Annotated in this window: 15 protein-coding genes and 3 pseudogenes; 8 read left to right on the forward strand and 10 right to left on the reverse strand. The window is 69.9% G+C overall.

All coding sequences use genetic code 11. The annotated features are described in order from the left end of the window. Positions 1 to 32: 32 nt before the first annotated feature. From ACF1B9_RS15340 to ACF1B9_RS15360, 5 genes are read right to left on the reverse strand one after another with little or no spacing between them, the layout of a single operon-like run. Positions 33 to 1,973 carry a prolyl oligopeptidase family serine peptidase gene (locus ACF1B9_RS15340; RefSeq protein ID WP_391743859.1) on the reverse strand — a complete coding sequence of 647 codons (1,941 nt, stop codon included), beginning with the start codon at positions 1,971 to 1,973 and terminating at the stop codon, positions 33 to 35. Beyond that, positions 1,970 to 2,809 (reverse strand): ABC transporter ATP-binding protein, encoded by an 840-nt coding sequence (locus ACF1B9_RS15345; protein ID WP_391743857.1) that lies wholly within the window; start codon positions 2,807 to 2,809, stop codon positions 1,970 to 1,972. The genes ACF1B9_RS15340 and ACF1B9_RS15345 overlap by 4 nt, the downstream gene beginning before the upstream one ends. Then, complete coding sequence (locus tag ACF1B9_RS15350) at positions 2,806 to 4,722, reverse strand: dipeptide/oligopeptide/nickel ABC transporter permease/ATP-binding protein (protein WP_391743855.1); 1,917 nt, start codon at positions 4,720 to 4,722, stop codon at positions 2,806 to 2,808. The genes ACF1B9_RS15345 and ACF1B9_RS15350 overlap by 4 nt, the downstream gene beginning before the upstream one ends. A 2-nt stretch (positions 4,723 to 4,724) precedes the next feature. Then, positions 4,725 to 5,711: an ABC transporter permease gene (locus ACF1B9_RS15355; RefSeq protein WP_391743853.1), complete on the reverse strand. Its 987-nt coding sequence runs from the start codon at positions 5,709 to 5,711 to the stop codon at positions 4,725 to 4,727. Next, positions 5,711 to 7,321, reverse strand: coding sequence for an ABC transporter substrate-binding protein (locus tag ACF1B9_RS15360; RefSeq protein WP_391743851.1), 1,611 nt, complete (start codon positions 7,319 to 7,321; stop codon positions 5,711 to 5,713). The genes ACF1B9_RS15355 and ACF1B9_RS15360 overlap by 1 nt, the downstream gene beginning before the upstream one ends. Before the next feature lie 212 nt (positions 7,322 to 7,533). Between ACF1B9_RS15360 and ACF1B9_RS15365 the strand changes: the two genes are divergently transcribed. From ACF1B9_RS15365 to ACF1B9_RS15390, 6 genes and pseudogenes are all read left to right on the forward strand, one after another. Next, positions 7,534 to 8,100, forward strand: coding sequence for a DUF4291 domain-containing protein (locus ACF1B9_RS15365; protein ID WP_391743849.1), 567 nt, complete (start codon positions 7,534 to 7,536; stop codon positions 8,098 to 8,100). A gap of 491 nt (positions 8,101 to 8,591) precedes the next feature. Next, a pseudogene (locus tag ACF1B9_RS15370) lies at positions 8,592 to 9,200 on the forward strand (ABC transporter ATP-binding protein); the annotation flags it as partial. A 105-nt stretch (positions 9,201 to 9,305) separates the two neighbouring features. Beyond that, positions 9,306 to 10,772, forward strand: a complete 1,467-nt coding sequence (locus tag ACF1B9_RS15375; RefSeq protein ID WP_391743847.1) for a site-specific integrase — start codon at positions 9,306 to 9,308, stop codon at positions 10,770 to 10,772. Beyond that, complete coding sequence (locus tag ACF1B9_RS15380) at positions 10,757 to 12,499, forward strand: hypothetical protein (protein WP_391743845.1); 1,743 nt, start codon at positions 10,757 to 10,759, stop codon at positions 12,497 to 12,499. Before ACF1B9_RS15375 ends, ACF1B9_RS15380 begins: the two co-directional genes overlap by 16 nt. Next, on the forward strand, positions 12,499 to 14,676 hold the full coding sequence (locus tag ACF1B9_RS15385; RefSeq protein ID WP_391743843.1) for an integrase: 2,178 nt from the start codon (positions 12,499 to 12,501) through the stop codon (positions 14,674 to 14,676). Before ACF1B9_RS15380 ends, ACF1B9_RS15385 begins: the two co-directional genes overlap by 1 nt. Before the next feature lies 1 nt (position 14,677). Next, a complete protein-coding gene (locus tag ACF1B9_RS15390) occupies positions 14,678 to 15,175 on the forward strand; it encodes a hypothetical protein (protein WP_391743841.1) in 498 nt (165 codons plus the stop codon). A gap of 146 nt (positions 15,176 to 15,321) precedes the next feature. Here the strand turns inward: ACF1B9_RS15390 and ACF1B9_RS15395 are convergent, their stop codons facing one another. Together ACF1B9_RS15395 and ACF1B9_RS15400 are read right to left on the reverse strand one after the other, a co-directional pair. After that, positions 15,322 to 15,783, reverse strand: coding sequence for a hemerythrin domain-containing protein (locus ACF1B9_RS15395; protein WP_391743839.1), 462 nt, complete (start codon positions 15,781 to 15,783; stop codon positions 15,322 to 15,324). After that, a complete protein-coding gene (locus tag ACF1B9_RS15400; RefSeq protein WP_391743837.1) occupies positions 15,773 to 16,573 on the reverse strand; it encodes an alpha/beta hydrolase in 801 nt (266 codons plus the stop codon). Before ACF1B9_RS15400 ends, ACF1B9_RS15395 begins: the two co-directional genes overlap by 11 nt. Before the next feature lie 457 nt (positions 16,574 to 17,030). Here ACF1B9_RS15400 and ACF1B9_RS15405 point away from each other — a divergent pair. After that, a pseudogene (locus ACF1B9_RS15405) lies at positions 17,031 to 18,395 on the forward strand (ABC transporter ATP-binding protein); the annotation flags it as partial. 202 nt (positions 18,396 to 18,597) lie between these two features. Then, positions 18,598 to 19,404, forward strand: a complete 807-nt coding sequence (locus ACF1B9_RS15410; protein WP_391743835.1) for an SAM-dependent methyltransferase — start codon at positions 18,598 to 18,600, stop codon at positions 19,402 to 19,404. Positions 19,405 to 19,534: 130 nt separating this feature from the next. On the opposite strand, the gene ACF1B9_RS15415 is transcribed toward ACF1B9_RS15410, so the two are convergent. From ACF1B9_RS15415 to ACF1B9_RS15425, 3 genes and pseudogenes are all read right to left on the reverse strand, one after another. After that, the gene (locus ACF1B9_RS15415; protein WP_391743833.1) at positions 19,535 to 20,044 is read right to left on the reverse strand and encodes a DUF664 domain-containing protein; all 510 of its coding nucleotides are present in this window, start codon (positions 20,042 to 20,044) and stop codon (positions 19,535 to 19,537) included. A gap of 132 nt (positions 20,045 to 20,176) precedes the next feature. Then, positions 20,177 to 21,212 (reverse strand): annotated as a pseudogene (locus tag ACF1B9_RS15420) (MsnO8 family LLM class oxidoreductase). Positions 21,213 to 21,357: 145 nt separating this feature from the next. Beyond that, a complete protein-coding gene (locus ACF1B9_RS15425) occupies positions 21,358 to 21,549 on the reverse strand; it encodes a DUF6381 family protein (protein WP_351083309.1) in 192 nt (63 codons plus the stop codon). Positions 21,550 to 21,566 lie beyond the last annotated feature (17 nt).

The following is a 21,566-nucleotide window of genomic DNA, read 5'->3' on the forward strand; positions in this document are numbered from 1 at the left end:
CGGGTTCGGGGTGTTCGGGGTGTTCGGCGGCTTCAGCGGTCGGTGTGCGTGGTGACCCATTCGATCAGCCGGCGGGAGTAGTCCTCCCGGTGCGAGGGCCGGCCGTCCAGGAGGAAGAGGTGCGAGCTGCCGGGGTACACGACCAGCCGGACCGGCACGTCCCGGGTGCGCAGCGCGTGGAACCACTGCTCGGCCTGACCGACCGGGCAGGTGTCGTCCGCGCCGCCGTGCAGGATCAGGGTGGGCGCGCGGACCGCGTCCGCGTGGCTGATCGGCGAGAGCTCCGTCAGCCGTTCCGGGTCGCCGATCTCGAAGTCGGCGATCAGGTGTCCTTCCTCGGAGGTGCCGGCCATGCTCCTCAGGTCGACCAGGGTGCCGCCCGGGACGACGGCGGCGAAGACGTCGCTGCGGGCGGAGAGCCAGCAGCTCAGATAGCCGCCGTAGCTGTAGCCGGTGAGCGCGATCCGTTCCGGGTCGACGAGCCCCTCGGCGACGAGGGTGGCGACCGGTTGCAGGACGTCCTGCTCGTCCGTCTCGCCCCAGGCACCCACGGCGGCCGTGTAGAACGCCTCGCCGTAGCCGTCGCTGGCACGGACGTTCAGCGTCAGGACGGTCCAGCCCCGCGAGGCCAGCTCCTGGTGGTAGAGGTGGGCGGGATCGGAGTGCGGCGCCCAGGCGTTGTGCGGGCCGCCATGGACGTCGACCAGCAGCGGCCCGCCCGCGGGCGTCTGCGCGTCCCGGGTGATCATGCCGTGCACCACGGTGCCGTCCGCGATGGTGAACTCGCGTTCGGTCACGGGGTGGAGGGCGATCTCGGGCAGCGACCGGGTCATGTGGTCGGTCAGTCGCACGGACGGTGCTCCGGCCGACGGCCCGGCCGGTTCCCCGGACGTCCAGGCGTCCAGGTCGAGCAGTTCGATCTCGGCGAAGCTCGACGCGTCGGAGACCACCACCGCCGCCCGTCCGGCCTTCGTGGCGACCGAGCAGCCGCTGACCCCGGTGCCGACGGGCAGCGGAGAGGCGCTGATCCCTGCCGCGTCCACCCGGTACAGGCGGGTGGCGCCCCGGTCGCGGGCGCAGAACACGATGGCGTCGCCGTGGAACTGCGGCAGCGCACCCGGATAGCCCGGCCCGCCGGGCAGGACATTGCGGTCCAGGGCGGCGCCGACCGACACCGGCGCCGATCCGTCCAGGGGCTGGCGCAGCAGTTCCTGATGGCCGACAGCGAACGTGGTCCGGCCGACGACGAGCAGGGCGGATCCGTCGGGGAACCAGCTCACCGGGCCGGCCAGGCCCTCGGCCGGGCCGATCCGGCGGGGCTCGGGCGCGTCTTCCCCGACTCCTACGACATGGGCGGCCGAGGTTCCGAGCACAGCCGCGTCCGGGCCGCTCTGCGCCGGGTAGGCGAGCTGTGTGCCGTCGGGCGACCAGGTGGGCGGGCCGGCGTGCCGGTCGCCGTGCGTGAGCTGCCTGACCTCGCCCGACTCCACCTCCACCACGAACAGTTGTGTCCGGACCGATCCGATCGTCCCGGCCCCGTCCGCCTTCCAGCCGAGGGCGTCGATGATCACGGGGGCGGTCTCCTCGCGCCGGGTCGCGGGGGCCGAGAAGGCGATCCGTGATCCGTCCGGGCTCCAGACCGGCGTGCCCGCTCCAGCCGGGCACCGGGCGGGCGTGGTGAGCGGTACGGCCTCTCCTCCGTCGACGGGGAGCAGATGGAGCTGCCCTTCGCGCAGGAACGCCAGCCGCGTCCCGTCCGGGGACCAGCGCGGCGTGGTGTCCGCGGGGCCGTGGGTGAGCCGCCGGGCCGGGCCTCCGCCGGCGCGCACCTCCCACACGGAGCGGACCACACGGTCGTTCTCGGCGTCCTGGGTGGCCAGGGTGTAGGCGACACGTTCCCCGTCGGGGGAAAGCGCGGGATCACCGGGGATCTCGAACCGGTACAAGTCGTCGATCTTCAGCGGTCGGGTCATGACGTCTCCTCGGCGAGGGCGAGAGTCGGTACACAGGAGATCAGGTTCCGGGTCGTCGGGTGCTCCGGGCGCTCCAGCACCCGGTCGGTGGGGCCGCACTCGACGAGGCGTCCGCCGTCCATCACGGCGACCTGGTCGGACAAGTAGCGGACGACTGCGAGGTTGTGGGAGATGAAGACCATCGCGAAGCCCAGCTCGCGCTGGAGGCGGCGCAGCAGATTGAGCACCGCGCCCTGGACCGACACGTCCAGGGCCGAGGTGATCTCGTCCGCGATCAGCACGGCGGGCCGGGCCGCCAGAGCCCTGGCCAGGGCCACCCGTTGGCGCTGGCCGCCCGAGAGCGCGTCCGGGGTGAGCGCCGCCCTCGCGGGGTCGATGCCGACGAGCTCCAGGTAGTGGGCCACCTCCGCGTGGCGTGCCGCACGGCGTTCACGGGCCGTTGCCCTGCGGACAGTCCTTTCGCGCCGGCCGGACCGCGGGGCCGGTGCCGTGCGGGCGAGAGCTTCGCCCGGGTCGGCTCCTCGGGGCGGCTCCAACGCTTCGGCGATCGACGCGCCGATGGTCATGCGCGGGTCGAGCGAAGCGTACGGATTCTGGAACACCAGTTGCACCGGGCTGCGCCCGTGCCGTCGCCCGGCATCGCGCCCGGCGACCAGTACCCGCCCGGAGTGCGTCGGCGCCAGCCCGACGACGGCCTTCCCGAGGGTCGATTTACCCGACCCCGAGCCGCCCACGAGTCCGGTGACCGTTCCCTCCGGCACCAGCAGGTCGACGTTCTCCACCGCGGTGAAGCGACCGTAGCGCACGGTGATTCCGCGCAGTTCGAGTGAGCTCACGGCGTTGCCTCCGCTCCGTTCGAGGTGGTCCGGGCGGGCGTGCCGACCGCCACCGCGTCCACCGGGAACCAGCAGGCGACCCTGTGGCCGGGTCCGGACGAGGTGAGGTCGGGGACCTGGTCGTGGCAGCGGTCCCGGGCGCGTTCGCAACGCGGTGCGAAGGGACAGCCCGGACCCGCCTCCCCCGGTTCCGGCGGGCGGCCGGGGATGGTCGCCAGTTCCGTACCGGGGTCCGTGGCCATGGTCGGGACGGCCCCCACCAGCGCCCGGGTGTACGGGTGGGCCGCGCCGCCAATCAGTCCGGCGACGGGAAGATCCTCGACGACCAGGCCTCCGTACATCACCAGAACGCGTTCGCAGACCTGGGCGACGACGGCGAGGTCGTGGGAGATCAGCAGCAACGCGGCGCCGGACTCCTCGCGCACCTCGGCGAGCAGGTCGAGCACCTGTTGCTGGACGGCCACGTCGAGTGCCGTGGTCGGCTCGTCGGCGATGACGAGTTTCGGCTCGCCCATCAGGCCCATCGCGATGACGGCGCGTTGTCGCATCCCGCCGGAGTACTCGTGCGGCCGCTGCCGTGCGCGCCTCTCCGGCGAGGGGATACGGACTGCGCCGAGCCGGTCGGTGGCGCGTGCCATGGCCTGCGCCCGGGACGCTCCGAGGTGCACCTCGGCCACCTCGGCGAGCTGGCGTCCCACCCGCAGCGCCGGGTTGAGCGACGCCATCGGGTCCTGGAAGACCATGGCCAGCTCGGTGCCCAGGCGCGGGTCCGCGCGCGGATCGTGGCCGTCGAAGCGGAGCGTGCCCGCGTCGACCCGTCCCGGGTGCGGGACCAGATCCGCCAGGGCCAGGGCGCTCAGGCTCTTTCCGGATCCCGATTCCCCGACCAGGCCGACGGCCTCGCCGGCGCCGATGTCCAGGGAGATCCCGCGTACGGCGTGTCGCCCGCCGGGAAAGGTCACGCGCAGGTCGCGCGCCCGGACCAGTGGCGCGTCGTCGTTGCGGGGGCCCGTGTCGACCGGTGCCGCGGCCCGCTGTCCCGGCGCCGGGACCGGTGTCCGCGGCGTCCGTCGGCCGCCGGCCTGGGCGAGCGCTTCACCGAGCAGCCCGAACACCAGCCCCGTCAGGACGACGGCCGCGCCGGGTGCCAGGGCCGCCGCCGGGTTCACGTAGATCCGGTTCAGCTGCTCGTTGAGCAGCCGCCCCCAGTCGTACTCGGGCGGCTGTACGCCCAGGCCGAGGAACGAGAGGCCGGAGAAAGCGACCAGGATGCCACCGGTCGCCTGGGCGGCGAACAGCACCGACGGCTCGGCTATGTTGGGGAGCAGATGGCGTACCACCAGCCGGAACCGGCCCACACCGAGGATCCGCGCAGCGGCGACGTAGTCCGAACCCGCGACGGAGGCCGTCAGGTTCTGCACCAGCCGTGCCATGGGCGGGACCATGGCCAGACCCACGGCGAACACCGCGCCGGTGCTTCCCACCCCGAAGATCGTGGCGAGGAAGAGCAGGAACAGCAGTCCGGGAAAGGCCACCAGTACGCCCACGGTCGCGGTGATCAGCCGGCCCGGGCGTCGGCCCACCACCGCCGGCGCGACACCGAGCAGCAGCCCGCCGCCGACCCCGACCACGGCGGCCAGCAGGGTGAGTCGCAGGGTCAGCCGGGTCGCCACCACCACGCGGGCGGCGATGTCACGGCCGAGCTGGTCGGTGCCCAGCAGATGCGCGGCGCTGCTGCCCTGGTTGATGGCGTCGGTGTCGACCCGCGCGGCCTGGTCACCGAGCAGGACCGGTCCGAACACGGCGACCAGCGCCACGACCAGGCAGCCGGTCAGCGCGGTGATGCCGATCGGTGTCCGGAGCGTGCGCCCCAGCCGGTGCCGCAGTGAGGTGTCCTGATCCTGGTGTGGCATCGTCAACTCCCGCGGACGGTGGACTGAGGGTCGGCGACGGCCACGGCCACGTCGACGGCGAAGGTGATGAGCAGCGCGGCCGCCCCGTAGACCAGCACGACGCCCTGGACCAGCGGATAGTCCTTCTCGGTGATCGCCTGGACGATCGTCGTGCCGAGTCCGGGCCAGGCGAAGACGTTCTCGACCAGTACGGTGCCGGCGAGCAGCGAACTGAACAGCAGGCCGCCCAGGGTGAGCGAGGACGTCAGCAGATTCGGCAGCGCGTGCCGCAGATAGCGCAGCCGCGCCGGAAGCCGCTTCGCCCGCGCGGTGCGCATGTAGTCCTCGCCGAGCACCCGCAGGGTCTCCACCCGGACGATGCGCGACAGTGCGGCCGCCGGGACGACGGCGAGCGCCAGCACCGGCAGGACGTAGGAGTCCACACCGCCGCGCGAAGCCACCGGGAAGACCGGCCATGCCACGGCGAACGTCGCGACCAGGCCGACCGCCAGCAGGAATTCGGGCACCGCGCCCAGGAAGCCGGTGACGCCGGTGAAGGCCAGCTCGCCGCGGCGCCTGCGGCCGTCCTTGGTCAGCACCGCGGCGGCCATTCCGACCGGGACGGCGAGCAGCAGGATCAACGCGAACGCGGGGACGGTGATCTGCAGGGTCGCCGGGAGCCTGCTGGAGATGATCTCGGAGACGGGCATCTGGGCGCCGATCGAGTCACCGAGCCTGCCCTGGAGGAGATGGCCGACGAAATCCCCGTACTGCTTCGGTAGCGACTGGTCCAGGCCGAGCGAGTGTCTGCGGGCCGCGATCAGCGCCGGGTCGGCGGTGGTGCCGAGTGCCGACCGCACCGGGTCGCCGGGGATCAGATGGATCATCGCGAACGCGGCCGTGACCAGCGCGGCCAGCGACACCACCAGCCGCCAGGTCCGGCGCAGGACGAATCCGGCCCAGGGGCTGCGGGCGGTCGTGCTCAGGGAATCGAGGGTGATCGTCGCCATCAGCCGGCGCTCCGCCGCAGAGTGCTGGGGATGATGCCGGAGCCGTCCACCTCGAAGGTGATGCCCTTTCCGTAGTACCGGAGCGGCCTGTTGACGATCGGCACGATGTCGACGTTCTTGACCAGGGCGGCGTCGGCCGCGTTCCACAGGTCGCAGCCCGAGATGCCGGGCTTCGCCGAGGCCTGTGCGGCGAGCCGGTGGTAGTCGGCGTTGGCGAGGGAGCCGAAGTTGTTGCCCTTGGGCGGTGGCGGCCCGTCGTAGAACTGGGTCAGCTGGTCCGGGAGGACGACCCCGATGGGAGCCCAGGCCACATCCCAGTCGCCGCCGGTGAGGGTGGCGAGGATGCTGGAGGAACCCGTCGGCTTCGCCGATGCCTTCACACCGAACGACGTCCACTGCTGGACGGCCAGTTCGACCGCCGAGGCGACCTGTGGGCCCTGATTGGTCGGGTAGCTGAGCCCGACGGCGAGCGGCTTGCCGTCCTTGGTCCAGGTGCCGCCGCTCTTCGCCCAGCCCGCGGCGGTGAGTGCGGCGGTGGCCCGCGCCGTGTCATGGGCGGGAAGGTTGCCGGTCACCGTGTCGCCGGTGCAGGGGGTGGGAGCCGTCTCGCCGATGCCGGTGGCGGGCCTGCCCTTTCCCCCGGTGGCCACGTTTGCGAGTTGCTTCAGGTCCAGTACGGAGACCAGGGCCTTGCGGACCGCCCGGTCGGCGCCCGGGTGGCCGGCGGCCTGGTTGAAGAGGAGCTGCCCGAAGAGCGCCTGGGTGGTCTCGCGGTTCACCTTTGCCGCGTCCAGCCTGTCCTGGTCGGCGCCGTTGATCAGGGCGCCGTTGATCTGCCCGGCCATCAGGAGATTGGCCGCGGTGGACTCGTTGGCGACCACCTTGAACACCAGCTTCGCGGGGAGGCCGGCTCCGGTGGTTCCGCGGGGCCCCCAGGCGTATCCGTCCCGCTTGACATAGGTGTAGTGGTCGCCCGGAACCGCTTCGGTCAGCCGGTACGGTCCGCTCGCGTCGGTCGCCTTGGTCAGGGCTTCCGGTGTCGCCAGGCTCTTCTTGCAGAGCAGGGGCAGCAGCCGGGACATCTGCACGATGAACGGTGCGGGTTTCGTCGTGGTGACGGTGACGGTCCGGCTCGCCCTGTCGGCCTCGGCCACAGCGGTGACGGGGACGGAGAGCCCGAGCATCGGGGACTGGTTCTTCGCATCGGCGATGTGGTTGTACTCGGCTGCCACGTCGTCGGCGGTGAGCGGCGCTCCGTCCTCGCAGGTCACCCCTGAGCGGATGGTGAACTTCGCGGAGGTCGGCGTGGCGGACCATTTCTCGGCCACTCCGGGGACCAGTGAGCCGTCGGCCTCGATGTGCACGAGCGTGTCGTAGGCGAAGGAGTTCATCGACAGCGCGGTGCCGGCGAGCGCCGTGGTGGGGCTGAGGGTGCCCGGATCGGCGGCGACGGAGAGCACCACCGTCGCCCCGCCACCGCCTTCGGTGGACGAGTCGCCACCGCACGCGGCCGCGGTGGTGACCAGGCCGAGCGCCGTGACCATCGCGGCCGCGGACCGGACCCCTCGCCTCGTGCCGAATCTCGTCTCCGTGCCTGCGGTGCTGGCCATGGTCACCTCCGGGGGAGCGGCACGCCGCCGCCGAGTGAGGGAACATTAGGCAGCCGCGCAACGGCCCCGAGTGGTCGCGCCGCACGAAAAACCGTTCTGCCGACGGTGCTCCACGACGAAGACGAACACGAGGGTGCGGGGGCAGGAGCGGTCCGGTCGGGCGGAGCGAAATCCGATCGCGGTCGAATCGGGTGCCTGGAAGCCTGTGGCGCATGTCCACCCAGCACCAGGTACGCGCCCACTACGACGAACGGACGATCGTGGTGTACCAGGCGTACTCACCCGCGGTCGCCGGACCGTCCCTGCGGGCGAACCGGTTCGTGCCGCCGTTCTCGTTCAACCGGATGACCTGGATCAAACCGTCGTTCCTGTGGCTCATGCACCGCAGCAACTGGGCACAGAAGTCCGGGCAGGAACGCGTGCTCGCGGTACGCCTCACCCGTGCCGGCTGGGAGGAGGCGCTGTCCCGGGCCGTGCTCACGACGACCGACCCGGCGATCGTCGCCCGAGCCCCCGTCCACGTCCAGTGGGATCCCGAGCGTTCACTTCGGGGAGCCGCGCTCAATCACTACAGCATCCAGGTCGGGGTCGGGCGCGGGCTGATCCGCACCTTCGCGGAGGACTGGGTCGTCGGCCTCACCGACGTGACGCCACAGGTTCGCAGGATCGCGGCACTCAGGCAGAGCGGCCGGACCGCGCAGGCCCAGCGGCTGCTTCCGTCCGAGCGGATCTACCCGGTGCCACCGGCCACCGCGCGAAATCTCCTCGTCGACGCGTGAACGCCGCCTCCCGGCCGTCCCGAGCGGCCGCGGTGGCGGCAGGCCGCGACGGCATGGCGCACGAAGGGCGCGAGCCACGGAGGGCCCGGGTGAGGGATTCGGGCGGAGGGTTCGCCACAGCAACGCAATCCCTCGATCAGGTGTCAGACCACCTGGCGGGTGAATCGAACGTCACATCACGCTCCCTTCACCAGCGCCCCCAAGCCTCCCCGATCGAGTCGAACTTTCGTCCGACGATTCGTCCGTCATGACCCGTGACGAGTCCCCGCGCCACGCGTTTTCCGATCACACGTCCGGTACGGCCGACTTCGAGGAGGAACCGTGAGTCTCCGTCCCATCCCTACCGTCCTTCACCTGGTGTTCGAGAATCGTCCCGCGCACGCGCCACCCTCGCGGCACCTCGTTGACGCCCGGTCCGGCCCGGTCCGTCCCCCGGTGCCGTTCGGGAATCAGGAAGCGGGTGCGGCGTGAAGGTCTTCGGACGGGTGCGGATGGCCGAGCCGGCCGTCTCCGCGAGCGAGAAGGAACTGTTCGGCGGTCCCCTGCGCTATGACACGGGCTGGTCCGAGCACGAACTGTCGACGCTGGACCTGACCATGCCGGAGGCGGTGCGCGTGCTGCCCCGGCTGGTCGGCACCACCCTGCGGCGGGCCTGGCGCGCCGATCGCCCGGCTCTGGTGGTGCTGGCCGTGAGCGAGATCGGACAGGGGGTCGCCGCGGCGGTCGGGCTGCTCGCGGTCAATGCCGTGATGCACGCGCTGCTCGGTACGAAGGCCCCGGTCGACCGGCTGTACGAGGCGCTGCCCGCAATGGCCGCGGCCGGGGCGATCGCGGTGATCAGCGCGTGCCTGGCCTGCTGGTCCACCGCACGGGCGGGGCGTCTGGAGCCCCTGGTGGAGCGGCTGGCCACGACGGAGTACCTGGCCGCCGCGGCGGCGGTGGAGCTGGAGGCGATCGAGGATCCGGAGTTCCGCCGCCTCATCGAAGTCGCGCAGTACGGCGCCGCCTCCGCCCGGCGCATGATCGGCGCCTGTGTCGCAGCCCTCAACGGCGCCATCTCCCTCCTCGCCACCGGCGGCGTCCTCACCGTTCTGCACCCGGAAGTCGCTGCTTAATCATCGTGTCGCTTTCCTCGCGGTACACCTTGGAGTGATTCCTTCAAGTCTGTTGCACTGAGGTCGTGTCGAATATCTAGGCTCCGCGCCATGCAACTGATCGGCTTCTCCGCCACCGGCTGGGAGTCCTGGGATGTGGCTCAACAGCCGCTCATCCGGGACCGGATGCCTGTACTCATCGACGACGACCTGAGATTCGAGGACGCTCCAGGAGCGCCCCGGCTGACGGTGTTCGTCAATCGCTGGCTGCGTGAGCTTCCGTTGAACGGTGCTCCAGCCACGCGCACTTGGCAGAACAGCGCCAACTGCCTCCGCGACTGGCTGACGTTCCTCCAGGTCCGGGGGGTCAGCCCCCTGGATGACGGCCGGGATCTGCGTGCCGCCCTGGGCATGTACGCCGAGTATCGGCTGGCCGGCGAGCTCAAGGACCGCTGGGACCCCAGCACGTGGAACCTGAACATGGGCATCCTGTCGGGCTTTTACTCGTGGGCCCGTGAAGAAGGCATCGCCTCCGCCGTGCCGTTCAGCTACCGGATGGGCCGGCGCATGGCGGAGGGGGTTCTGGTCGAGGTGGAGCGGAACCTCGCCAAGCTGCGCACTCCGAGGCCGCACACAACGATCAAGTACCTGGAACAGGACTTCGCGGAGCTGTTCGTGCGGGGCCTGGCAGGGCTCGGCCCGGACGGCGAGCCGGACCCGCGCTACCGCGGCCGGGAAGGGGCCCGCAACGCGGCGATGGCCCGCCTGGTGCTGTCCAGTGGCCTGCGGCGGCAGGAGTTCACGCACCTGACGATCTACGAGGTACCGCCTCTTCCGACCCGCCCGCGAACGCTGCCCGTTCTGTTTCCACTGAGTCATGCGATCACCAAGGGGCAGAAGGCCCGTACATCGTGGATCAGTTATGAGGCGCTCGCCGAGGTGCACCAGTACATCGAGCTGGACAGGGCGGCGTCGGCCGAGGGCTTCACGTGGCGGCCACCGTCGAAGCTGGGTGAGCCGCTGGTGGTGGAGGAGCCCGACTGGGAGGGCGCGCTCCTCAACGGGGAGCGGAGGTCGTGGCGGAAGTTACGGCCGGCCGAGCGGCTGCGCCTGGTCGCTCCGGATGGCGGGTCGCCGCTGTTGGGCCTGCAGTCCTCGGGGAAGCCGTTCGTGGACTGGGCAACGGTCTTCCGTCGGACGTCGGCGCGTATCCGCGAGCGGTTCGAGCCGCGGTTTCCGACGGTGGCCCCGCACCGGCTGCGTCACTCGATGGCGATGGCGACCCTTGAGTGGCTGGTCACGGGCTACTACCAGCGGGCGGCTGCCCTCGCGGCGGACACCGGAGACGACGCCGCGATGGCTCTCTACCTGACCCGAAACGATCCGATGCTGATCCTGCGCGACCTGCTCGGACACCAGAGTGTTCTGTCCACGGAGCTTTACATCGCTCGCCTGGACGTCACACGGATCTATCGCGACGCCTACGAGGACACGACCGGCGCACCACATCCGGAGGCCGCTGCCGAAGCTGCGGCGGAGTTCGATGACGAGGAGGCCAGCGAATGCCCGCGTATGTGAAGGACGCGCCGTTGGCCGTGCACTTCGTGTTCCCCAACGGTGGTAAGTGGACGGCCGCTCTGGACGGTCTGCCGAATCCCGGGCTGGCGCGCGACCTTGCGAAAGGGCTCGCGGCCAACGCGCATCCCGAGGGCGGCATCGGCGCGAAGAACACGGCGAAGGCGTACGCGGTGGCCCTGCGCCAGCTGGTGAGCGCTTTGGCTGAGGCCGGGTTCACCGGGAGTGCCCAGGATCTGACGCGGGCCACGCTGGTGCGTTACTGGATGGCCAGCACGTATACGCGTGAGCGCGAGACCCGCATGCTGTTGAAGGGCTTCGACGCGGTCACCGGAGCCTTGCGTCCGGAAGTGCGCACGTACCTCACGGGAAACCAGATCCAGGCGTATCGAAGCACCAGCCCGTACAAGGCGTACACCGATGGGGAGTGGGAGCGGCTGGAGACGTCATGCCGGGCAGTGGTGGACGACAGTTGGGCCCGTCACCGTCGTGCACTGGAGCTGGCCTCGCAGGGCGGCGAGCCGTCGGGGAGCGCGCACCACAGTCCGCAGGACATCGCGTGGCTGCTGTTGCGGGACGGCCCCTTTCCGGACCGGCCCGTGTACCGGGCGCAGACCCAGGGCACGAAGTCGACGCAGTGGGACCTGCGCCGGGCAGTGCGGCAGGTACGCAGCGATCTGTTTCCGCACCCGATCGTCCAAGTCGCCTACTCCGTCTTGTTCGGCATGTACTGCGGGGTCGTGCCGGACGGCATTGACGATCTGGGGTTGGACGGTCTCGAGTGGACCGGCGACACCTCAATAGTGATCACCTACATCAAGGGCCGTACCGCGCGGGAGAGTTCGAATCTGCCGACCCGAGCGGTGCGGATCCTGGAGCGGTGGCTGGGGTACTCGGCTCCGCTGCGGAGCTTCGCCGACGACGAGCTCCGAGGGCAGCTGTGGATCTCGTACAGCCCGAAGTGGTTCACGACGGGTGGAGGGTTCAGCCCAATCGTCGGTCCTCCGTCGGACACGGACCGCCATCGGGATCTGGTGAAGCAGGTGGGCCTGGTGGACGATGCGGGGAAGCCGTTCGTGATCCATCGCGGCCGGATTCGCGCGACGTACCACGAACGGCTGGCGAGACGGGGGTGGACCGGACGGGCCACGATCGATCCGAACCACACCGCCCGCACCGAGGGCGATCACTACGTCACTCCGACCAGTCCTGCGCAGCTCGATGCGGTGGAGTCGATCATCGAGGACGGCCAGGCCGACGTGCTGCGCAAGGCGCTGCCGCCGGTGGTGCTCTCGGCGGAGCAGGCAGCGCGGTTCGCAGAGGACTTCCCTGACGACGTGAAGCGGCTCGAGCTGGATGCCGCTGCCATCGCCGAGCTGGTCGGCGGCGAGCGTGATGTGTTCACTGCGGCGTGCGCCGATCAACTGGCCGGGGTCCACGGTCCAGCCGGGCAGCCGTGTCCAGCCCGTCCATGGGTCTGCCTGCTGTGCCCGCTGTCGGTGTTCCTTCCACGTCACGCAGCGAATCTGCTGCGGTTGAACGCCTTCTTCTCGCGGCAGTTCCGGCAGATGTCCACGGAGAACTTCGTCCGGGTCTTCGGTCCGTACGCCGACCGCCTGGCCACCGAGATCCTGCCGAAGCTCTCCGAGGAGACCAAGGAGAAGGCCGCACGCGAGGTGGCAGACGACGACACTGGTCTCCCGCTCCGACCCGAGGAAGGAACTCTGTGATGCGCCGGTCCGTATCCGCGTCCCTGCCTCGTCACCGTGGGATTGTCTCGGTCTTCGCCCAGGTGGACGTGTGTGAGATCGCCGGGCTGAGGCTGGCCGAGGGGGCGATGCGCCCGCGATTCGAGCAGGATCGCTGGGTGTTTTCCGGTCTGGTGGACGCGCACCGGATGATGACCGAGCGCGAGCAGATCTGGGACTTCACCGAGATCATCGATCCGCAATGGCGGGTCGTGGCCAAGGAGATCCTGTTGGCGATGCTGGCCCCGCAGTACGAGGCGGTGCTGGAGTGCGCGCATGCGCTGCGGGCGGCTCGCTCCCCTCGGACTCTCTACGGCTTCCTGGAGAAGTACATCGAGTGGTTCAACTGGCTTACAGACAAAGGCATTACCTCTCTGCGTGGCGTCTCGCAGGAACTGTGTGAGCGCTATCTGGAGGAACGCTCATGGAGCGTTCCTCGCCTGGGGCGGCCCCGACGACGTCTGGAGCCGTACTCGACCGTGGCGCACGTCAGGATCCTCAAGCTGATCGCCCAGTACGAGGAGCTGCTGTCCGGCGACGGCTACGACGTGGGGTTCGTACCGTGGAAGGGGAAGACCGCCACCCAGGTCGTCGGCTACAAGTCGAAGGGGCCGAACCTGACGCCTCCCGTGCCGGACTCCATGCTGCAACCGTTGCTGGCCACCTGCCTGCACCTGGTCAACGAGGTGGGGCCGCATCTCGTAGATCTGATGGAGACGGTGCGCGCCGACAGAGCGGCCCCTCCGACGTCGGGCGGCGTGACCCTCGCGCAGCTTCCCGCTCTGAGGCAGGTCCTGGAGCGCATGCGGACGTCGGGAGCGCCCCTGCCGGCAGTCGATGACGCGCAGCTGCGCAAGCGGACCACGCTGGGAGAAGAAGGCCCGCTGAAGCATCTGGGCTGGGAAGCCCTCGCCCGCACGGTCGGCGCGCGGAGATTCGGGGACGACGCGCGGCAGGCTCTGATCCTGGAGCTGACCGCGCTGGCCGCCGAGGTCGGCTTCCAGCCGCCGCTGGCCAGACAGGCCGCGGTAATCCCGCGTGTGGTCAACAGCGAGCTCGTGCCATGGACGCTGCCGCTGGCCGACGGTGATCTCTTCTTCATGGTCGATCACGCGGTGACGGCCTGTCTGGTGGTGACCTCCGCGCTCAGTGGGATGCGGACCAGTGAACTGCTGGAGCTCGAAGCTGGCTGCCGGCTCCCCGCCGTGGCGACGCCCGGGGGCGGCCGGCGGTTCCGGCTCGCCAGCCGCCTGATCAAGGGGCAGAAGTTCGGGGGCGTCCCCGACGAGTGGGTGGTCATCGAGCAGGTGGACCGCGCGGTGGCCCTTGCCGAACGGCTGGTGAACCGGTCGGCCGGTGAGGCGCTGTTCGGCACCATCGACCTGGCCGGCCGGTTGAAGAATCTGCGCGGCTGGCTAGAGCGGACCGGCAACCGGGAACGCTGGGGCTTGCCGGTCATTCCCCAAGGTCCGCTCAGCGCCCGGATGTTGCGCCGGACACTGTCCCTGGCCATCGCAGAACGGCCCGGCGGCCTCCTGGCGGCGAAAGTCGCCCTCAAGCACATCTCCGTGGCCACCACGGAAGGCTATGCCGCTCGCCCCGGCGGCTCCCAGCGACTGTTCCATGCCGAGATCGAAGAAGCTGAGGAGGCCCATCACGTGCAGCTGACGGTGGAAGCGTTCCGGGATGTCCAAGCGGGCCGAATGCCCGCCGGTCCCGGTGCGCGGGGCCTGATCGAGGCGTTCCACCACGTGGACGCTCAGTTGAAGAACGCGGCCCGTACGGACCCGAAGATCCTCAAGGACGACCGTCACTTGGAGGGACTCCTGCGCAAGCAGGCCAGGACACTCCACGTCGGGCCCGCCAACTTCTGCTGGTTCCGCGACCCGTCCAAAGCCCTATGCCTGCGCCTGGCCGGCACGCCCAATGCCACGAAGCCGCTGGTGGGGATGTGTGACTCGGCGCGTTGCCCGCAGGCCACCCACCATCCCTGTCACCGTCCCGTGTGGGCCGGGCAGGCCACCGCCATCGACGTGTTCATCCAAAGCCCCCGGGTCGCCAAGGGCGAGAAGGCGCGCCTGGCCCCCGAACGCGACCGCGCCCTGCGAGTCGTAGCCGAGATCGACACCGCCCAGACCGTTTCCATTGGAGAGGACTGAGATGGCCCGGCTCACCGAGGAGTCCAAGACCCACAACGAGGCCGCGATCCGAGCCGCCATGCAACGGATCCTGAAGGGAGATCTCCCACCCGGCGGCAAGGCCGACCTGAAGACCCTCGCCGCTCTGGCCGGCGTGACCCGCACCGGCTTCTATCCCAAGAAGAACCGCGACGGAACCACCCGGCCCGGCGCCTACCAGCACCTCGCCGAGGAGTTCGAGCGCAGGCTTAACGAACTCCGCGACGCCGGAGAGATCGCCGATCCCCGGATCGCGCAGATTGAACGACTCAAGGCACAAAACGCCGAGCTCAAAGCGCGCATCGTCACCCGCGACGAGCAGATCGCGCAGCTCACCGAGTTCAGAACCCTGGCGATCTCTCGCCTTGCCGCTCAGCACGACGAGATCGAGCGTCTGTGCAGGCAAGTCACCGACAACGGCGTCGTACGACGGCTGCCAGAAGCCACGAACCACACCGCGCCCTTCGGGTCATGTAGTTAGGGCCGGTCGCGGTTCGTGACACGGGTCCGGTTCACCGAAACCTCGGCGGTCGCGCTTCAGGACCCGGGCGAGGCGGTGGCGGTTCCGCTCGACCCCAGGTGGATTCCCGGTCGCGCCGTCGGCGGGCGGCGCGACCGGGACGCGGCTCAGCTAATCGGGCCGAAGATCTCGGTGCGGTCGAAGTCGGCATCCATGCCGTCCAGCACCGCTCCCAGTTGCTTCTCCTCGTACTTGAAGTGCGTCTCCATGACCGCCTCGATCCCGTCCAGGTGGCGGTGTGCCACCTCCGGGTCGGTCGAGTCGGCCACCGCCTTCTGCAATCCACCGATGAGGTGCTCGATCATGTTGTGGTCCTGAGTCAGCTTCGCGACCACCGGCGCCAGGTCGGGTCGCACCCGCACCAGTTCCGGGAACAGCGAACCGTCCTCGGCACGATGGTGGCCGGACAGGGCAGCGCAGAACCCGTGACAGAACAACAGCAGGTCGGTGGCGGCATCGGCGGGATCGCCGCCGTCCAGTCCCGCCCGCGCCAGCGCCAACGCATTGCGCAGCTTGCCGTGCACCCGCCGCAGTTCCCCGCCCCAGGCGGTGACACGGTCAGTCGGCAAGAACGCCCTCCCGTCGCAGCCAGGCCGCGCACGCGGTCGTCCACGACGCAGTGTGCGGCTCGCGCGCAATGAACTTATGCGGCTCGCCGCCGTATTCCACGCCGTCGGCCAGGCCGATACCGTGGCTGCCGCCCGGGTAGACGTGCAACTCCACCGGTACCGCGGCCGCCGCCAGCGCCCGGGTCCACTCCAGGGCGTTGGGCAGGCCCGGCGGGTCCTGAGCGGTGGCCCATACGAAGGTCGGGCACACCGACGCGTCCACATGCTTGGCCGGGGATAGCTCGTCCTTGATGGGCAGCAGGTCGCCGAGCAGGTTCTCGACCACCGACGGCGGCAGCAGGTCGAGGTCGGCCAGCGAATAGGCCAGGATCGCGAAGTCCGGTCGGGGCGGGTCGGCGACGCCCTCCTCGATGGACAGGACCCGGCCGGTCATGAGCAGGCCGGCGAGTTGGCCGCCCGCGCTTGATCCGATGACGCCGACCCGGCCGACGTCGAGGCCGTGATCGCCGTTGCGGATGTGGTCCAACCCGGCCCGGGCGTCTTCGAGCGGGGCCGGGAACCGGTCCGGCAGCAGCCGGTAGGACAGGACGAAGGCGTGGAAGCCGAGGCCGGACAGCCAGCGCGCGTAGCCTTCGCCCTCGTGCGGTGGAAGTTCCCGGAAGCCGCCGCCGGGCAGGACGAGGACGGCGGGTCGGGGGCCGAAGAACCGGTCCTCGGCGGGGTAAAGCGTGATCTTCTGTGAAATTGGGGTGGGAATGGCCGGAGCCACCTTTCGATACGACGCCTCCATGCCTGACGATCCATCCGCCACCGGCACGCGACGCTGCCTGGAACTATAACCGCGAAGGCCAGATGGGCGGTTGCGTCGCGCTGCCGCAATGGCGTCAGGGTGAGCACGCAGTCTCCGAGGACCGCGAGTCGGCGTCATCGCCTCACACTGCGTTCTCGGCAACATTCCAAGCAGATCCGGGCCTCAATGCCTGACGCACCAGCCCCTCCGGGCTGTGGACCGCATCACCGGTCCATAGCCGCCAGTTGTCCGGGAAAGACGCGCAGCACCCAGTCAAGCGCGCCTTGCGCATGCCGCCTTCTCAAGCAGCCGCGCGGCGGCCCCTCCGACTGGGATGCTGGTTACTCGCAACACCCGGGAAAGGCACACACCGATGCACCGCAGCGCGTCACAGGCCGGAGCGCCAGCCCTCCGGAATGCGACACAACCTGCGGGGGACACGGCGTCTGCAACGACTAACCCGGTGCTGCTGCCGATGCTGGTGCTGATCGCCGCACCCCGAGGCTGGGGAGCGATGCGGGTGGCGCAGAAGCGGTACGTGTCGGTGATGACCTGGATCGAGCACGTGCGGGCGAGCCGTCTGATCGGCACGCTGCTCACGTCCCGCAGCGCGGCTCAGGAGGTGCGCATCCATGCGGTGGGGCGGTTCCTGCTGGAGCGGTACGAGGACATGGCCGAGAACGCGGAGGCGGAACAGAAGCGGCTCGCGACGGACAAGGGCCTCACCGAACTGGTGGCCGCGGGCATGTCGGGGATCGCCGTGGTCGGTACGTACGCCGTCCTGGGCTGGCTCATCGTGTCGGGGCACATGGAACTCGCCGTCGCGGGCACGGCTGTTGTCGCGGTGCGCTCCGGCTCGGCGAACCTCGGCGGCCTCGTCATGAACGTCAATCAGCTCCACGAGGAGAGTCTGTACGTACAGGACCACGACCGATTCCTCGGCGAGGCGGCCCGCCGCGCCATCCCCACGGGTGGTCCGGACCTTCCTGACCGTGTCGGCGCGGTGGTACTGGAGAAGGTGACATACCGATACCCGGACCGTGACGAGCCCGCCCTCGACGAGGTGTCCCTGTCGCTCCCCATGGGGTCGGTGACCGCCGTCGTCGGTGAGAACGGTTCGGGCAAGTCCACGCTGATGAAGGTCGTCGCCGGACTGCTGTTGCCGCAGAGCGGCTGTGTGCGCTGGGGAGGTGTGGACGAGACCGATCTCGACCGGGCCCGGCTCTTCGAGCGGGTGTCGCTGCTGACACAGGATTTCGAGCGGTGGCCGGTGACCGCCGCGATGAACATCCGTATCGGACGGCCCCACCGGGCCGCCACCGACGAGGAGCTGGAACGGTCGGTCGAGTACGCCGGAGCGTCGCCGGTCGTCGCGAAACTCCCCCACGGACTGGCGACGCTGCTGGCCCGCATGTTCCGCGGCGCGTCGGAGATCTCGGGCGGCGAGTGGCAGAAGATCGGTCTGGCCCGCACGCACTGGCGGACGAAGACCTGCGCGGCGGACAGCGTACTGATCGTCGACGAGCCGACCTCGGCCCTGGATCCCGAAGCGGAGATCGCCGCGTTCGACCGGATCCGGCAGCTCGCCGGTCCGCATCGGGCGGTCGTGCTGGTGACCCACCGCATGTCCGGCGTCCGCCACGCCGACACCATCCACGTACTGAACAGGGGCCGTCTGGTCGAGCACGGCACCCACGACGAACTGATCGCGGCCGACGGGCGCTACGCCTCCATGTTCCGTACCCAGGCGGCCCAGTACGCGCCCCGCACGGACGCCGTCCTCCCGCACCAGAGCGCGCCGACGACGCGCGACCACGCGTGAACCGGCGCCGTCGCACCGCTCAACGCCCGTCGGCCAGAAGAGAGACAGCTCTGCGGACCTTCAAGCGACGGGTACTCGTTGACCGAAGGTGCGTGACGCACTCCGCAGGGGACGCGCCTCCGGCCCGAGGCGGGTCCCCTGCGGGACGGCCTCGGTGATCAGCACCTCGGCAGACGGGTTTGGCATATGCCAGGATCGTGTCATGAGTACTTCTTCGCAGTCGCCGGCCGACAGACTTCAGACGGACCGGCCGCACTCGGCACGGGTGTGGAACTACATCCTGGGCGGCAAGGACAACTACATCGTCGACCACCAGATGGGCGACATGATCCTCAAGATGTTCCCGGACTTCGCCGACGTCGCCCGCCTCCAGCGGGCCTTCCTCGCCCGCGCGGTGCGCTTCCTCACCGCGGAGGCGGGCATCCGTCAATTCCTCGACATAGGCACGGGCCTGCCCACCGCCGACAACACGCACGAGGTGGCCCAGCGGCTGGCCCCGGAGTCCAGGATCGTGTACGTCGACAACGACCCGCTCGTCCTGACCCATGCCCGTGCCCTGCTCACCAGCACCCCCGAGGGTGCCTGCGCGTACATCGACGCCGATGTCAGGGACGCCGACGCGATCCTCTCCGAGGCCGCCAGGACACTGGACTTCAGCCGGCCGGTCGGGCTGACCATGCTGGGGATCATGGGACAGCTGCCCGATGAGGACGACCCCTGGGCACTGGTCGACCGACTGGTGGACGCGCTTCCCCCGGGAAGCTATCTGGCCCTCAGCGACGGCACGAACACAAGTGACGTGCTGAACCATGCCGTTGCCTCCTACAACGCGAACTCGGCCAGTTCGTACCATCTGCGCAGCCCTGAACGGATCGCCGACTTCTTCCACGGTCTGGAACTGGTGGAGCCGGGCGTCGTCAAGACGTCGGCCTGGCGCCCCGATCCCGCACAGAACCCGGCGGACGCCCTGCAGGGCCACGCGGTGAGCGGCGTCGCGCTCAAGCGCTGAGCCGCCCGGGTCCTCCGGAAGCCGAAGCCATGTCCTCCACGGCTGCGGCTCCGGAGGACCGGGAGCGCAGCGGGCGTCGGCGGATGCCGACTGCCTCACCGGCCCAACGGGCCTGTGCCCACGTCGAGTTCTACCGGCGTTCGAGCACACCCCGGACGAAGGCCGCCTGGCCCGCATGTTGCAGATCGTCCGAGACGACACTGATCAGACGCACCCCCAGAGTGACCGGGGGTGACCATGAGTCGTCCACGACGCGGCCCAGAGCCCTGCCGTCGAGCCCACGAAGGAACCGGAGGGTCTGTTCGTGGACATCGTCGTAGTAGCCGCTCAGCAGTTCGGCAGAGCCCACCCGCACAGCCGCGACGTCCGCACTGCTGTGTCCGTAACCGGTGGCTTCCTTCGCGAAGGGCAGATCGAAACGCGAGGCCCAGTCGTGGGTGAACCAGACCTGCTCGATCCCGGCCGCGTCCGATACATGGTCGTCCTGGATCCGCGTCAGGTGCCACACGAGCCAGGCAATCGTGTTCGCTCCGTCGTCGAGGCGGGCATGGAGATCGGCGTGCGAAACGCCCTCGACCGCCGAGTGCACCGCCTCCTGGACGCGAGTGAAAGCATCTGTCAAAAGGTCAACGCTGTTCATGCCCTCACCATGGCCGCTCTCGTACTTCTCCCCCGCCATCGACACGCGCCGCACCCGGCACGGCCTCGGGTCGTGGTGGCGACGGGGAGCGACCCGCATGAGTCGTCGGGGCCACGGACGGTTCGGCAGCCGTCATGCCGGGGCGGCGGATCCGCTCCTGTCGCTCGTCAAATCCGCGAGCCGGGACAGCCGACGCAGTGAATCCAGCAGAGCCGCGCGGTCATAGGTGCTGGTGGTGACCAGCACCTCGTCCGCCCCGGTCTCCTCGATCGCCGCTTCGAGCGCCGGAACCACGTGATCCTCCGTTCCCTGGAGATGACCGTGCAGTCCCTTCTCGTAGAAGCCACGCTCCTTCTCCGTCATCGTCAGCGCCTCGATCCGCTCGGCGGGGGCGAGCGGCGGGAACACGCCATGCGTCCGGGAGTGGGCCAGGGACCAGGCCTCCGGCACCAGAAGGCGCCGGGCCTCCTCCGCGCTCCTCGCGAGCGCGATCGTTCCCGACACGACGACATAGGGCTCATGGGCCCAGGACGAGGGGCGGAACTCCCGACGGTAGCGCTCGACGGCCCGCAGCAACTGCTCCCGGCCGCGGAGGTCGCCCACGACCAGCGGCAGCCCGGACGCGGCGGCGATACCGGCCCCCTCGCCGGTGGCCAGAACGAACGGAGGTATGCGCAGCCCCTCCGCGGGGCGGGCATGAACCTGCGGGTAGGCGCGCTGCGTACCCCCCAGCCAGCCGAGGAGTTCGCCGAGCCGGCCGGCGAACTCCTCCGCGGCCGACTTGTCCCGGCCGAGCGCGCGACGAATGCCGTCGGTGAAGCCCACCGAACGTCCGAGACATGTCGATCCGGCCGGGGAAGAGCGATTCCAGCACCCCGAACTGCTCGGCCACCACCAGCGGTTGATGATTGGGAAGCATCACACCGCCCGTACCGACCCGAATGGTCGATGTCGCCGCCGCGACGGCCGCTGCCAGCACGGTCGGCGCCGAACCGGCGACGCCCGGCACGCTGTGATGCTCGGACACCCAGAACCGGTGAAAGCCGAGCGCTTCGGCCTCCTGGGCGAGACGCACGGTGTCGCGCAGCGCTTCCGGACCGTCGTGGCCCTCGCGGGTCCGGGAGCGGTCGAGGACGGAAAACCGGGTGGATGCGATTACAGAACTCACATCCTTGTCCAACGTCCGGCCCGCACCAGGATTCCCCGGCCGGTCGAGGCGTGCGCGCGGGCCCGGGACGATGACGTTCGAGGGCCCGCGGCCGACAGGCCTGCACGGCGTCCGGCGGAGGGGCGCCAGGGGGACGGCCGGACGACTACTTCATGGGGTAGATGTCCCCGCTCGCCATGCCGCTGACCTGATCACTCTCCGCTTCGATCCTGCGGGCCTTGTCCTTCAGGCGCTGACGTTCCTTGGGGTCGGTGGTGCGCTCGGCTGCCTCCTCAAGGTCCTTGGCCTTGGCACGCATCTGCTTCACACGACCTCGGTATTCTTCTGACTCGCTCATGATCACTCCTTGGATCT

This window comes from Streptomyces sp. NPDC014727 (assembly GCF_043083485.1).
GTDB lineage: Bacteria > Actinomycetota > Actinomycetes > Streptomycetales > Streptomycetaceae > Streptomyces.